The 1339-nt window shown below is 64.2% G+C and carries 2 protein-coding genes; both read left to right on the top strand.

Going from position 1 to position 1339, the window contains the following annotated elements:
• Positions 1-58: 58 nt before the first annotated feature.
• Positions 59-424 carry a transposase gene (locus NM2_RS46940; protein WP_157122135.1) on the top strand — a complete coding sequence of 122 codons (366 nt, stop codon included), beginning with the start codon at positions 59-61 and terminating at the stop codon, positions 422-424.
• Complete coding sequence (locus tag NM2_RS46935; protein ID WP_157122133.1) at positions 421-1311, top strand: IS3 family transposase; 891 nt, start codon at positions 421-423, stop codon at positions 1309-1311. Before NM2_RS46940 ends, NM2_RS46935 begins: the two co-directional genes overlap by 4 nt.
• Positions 1312-1339 lie beyond the last annotated feature (28 nt).

Raw genomic sequence — 1339 nt, 5'->3', positions numbered from 1 at the left:
TGGGGTTCCCCTGAAGTAGTGGACATCCGAGATAGCGGGCCTGTTGGTCCCTGGAAGGATGTTCCTCATGCCTGGTTCGCGTCGATCGTATTCGCCTGAGTATCGGGTGGAGGCGGCGCATCGGGTGATCGATTCGGGTCGTTCGGTGAAGCAGGTCGCCCGCGAGCTGGATCTGCACGAGAACCTGCTGCACAAGTGGGTGCGTGACGAGCGGCGGCGGATGGCCGCGGCTGGGCAGGCCGCCCGCAGCGGCCGAGAGCCCGATAGCGAAGCTGCTCAACCGCTTTCCGATGACGAACGCGCGGAGTTGGCGCGGTTGCGGGCAGTGGTGACCGAGCAGGCGGCGAGGATGGCCGAGCAGGCGAAGGACATCGCGTTCCTGGAAAAAGCCTCGGCGTACTTTGCGGCACGGCATCCAAGATGAGCAGGTTCGAGCTCATGGCGGCAGAGTGCGCCGAGCATGATGTGTGCCGGATGGCCGGGCTGCTGGGTGTCTCGACCTCGGGCTACTACCGGTTCCTGCAGGTGCGTGCCGATCCGCAGCCCTCGCCGCGGCTGCAGCGCCGCTGGGATCTGGAGGTGAAAATCCTTGCCCACCATAAGGCTTCGCGCGGCACCTACGGATCGCCCAGGATCACCGCGGACCTGCATGCCGAGGGGGAACGGGTGTCGAAGAACACGGTCGCGGCGATCATGGCCGACCTCGGTGTCGAGGGCATCAGCCCGCGTTCGTTCAAGACCACCACCATGGTCGACCCGGTCGCGGAGTTCCCGCCGGACCTGGTCGGGCGCCGTTTCGACCGTGGCCGTCCCGATCTCGTCTGGTCCTCGGATATCACGTATTTGACCTGCGGCGAAGGCGACATGTTCTTGTGTGCCATCCGGGACGAGCATTCGCGGCGGGCGCTGGGCTGGGCCGTAGCCGACCATATGCGCGCCGAGTTGGTGATCACCGCAGTGGACCGGGCGGTATTCGTGCGCGCAGGCCGCTGCCGATCGACGATTCTGCACAGCGACAGAGGCACCCAATACACCGCCATGGCCACTGCTACCGCGTGCGGCCAGCACGGATTGCTGCGCTCGGCCGGCGCAACCGGCATTTGCTGGGACAACGCCGGTGCCGAAAGCTTGTGGTCGAGTTTCAAGCACGAGTTCTACTATCGGCACACTTTCGCTACGAAGACCGAACTCGTTGCCGCAGTTGACAATTGGATGCATTTCTACAATCATCAGCGGCGGCATTCGGCGATCGGGATGCTCTCACCTATCGCCTACGAGCAATCCCTCAACGCCACCCCCGAAGCAAGTTAACCGCGTCCACTTTTTCGGGGGAACCCCA

The sequence above is a fragment of the Nocardia miyunensis NBRC 108239 genome (assembly GCF_001613065.1).
Taxonomy (GTDB): Bacteria; Actinomycetota; Actinomycetes; order Mycobacteriales; family Mycobacteriaceae; genus Nocardia; species Nocardia miyunensis.
Note: the sequence above shows the minus strand (reverse complement) of the source record. Positions and strands in the feature narration are given on the sequence as shown.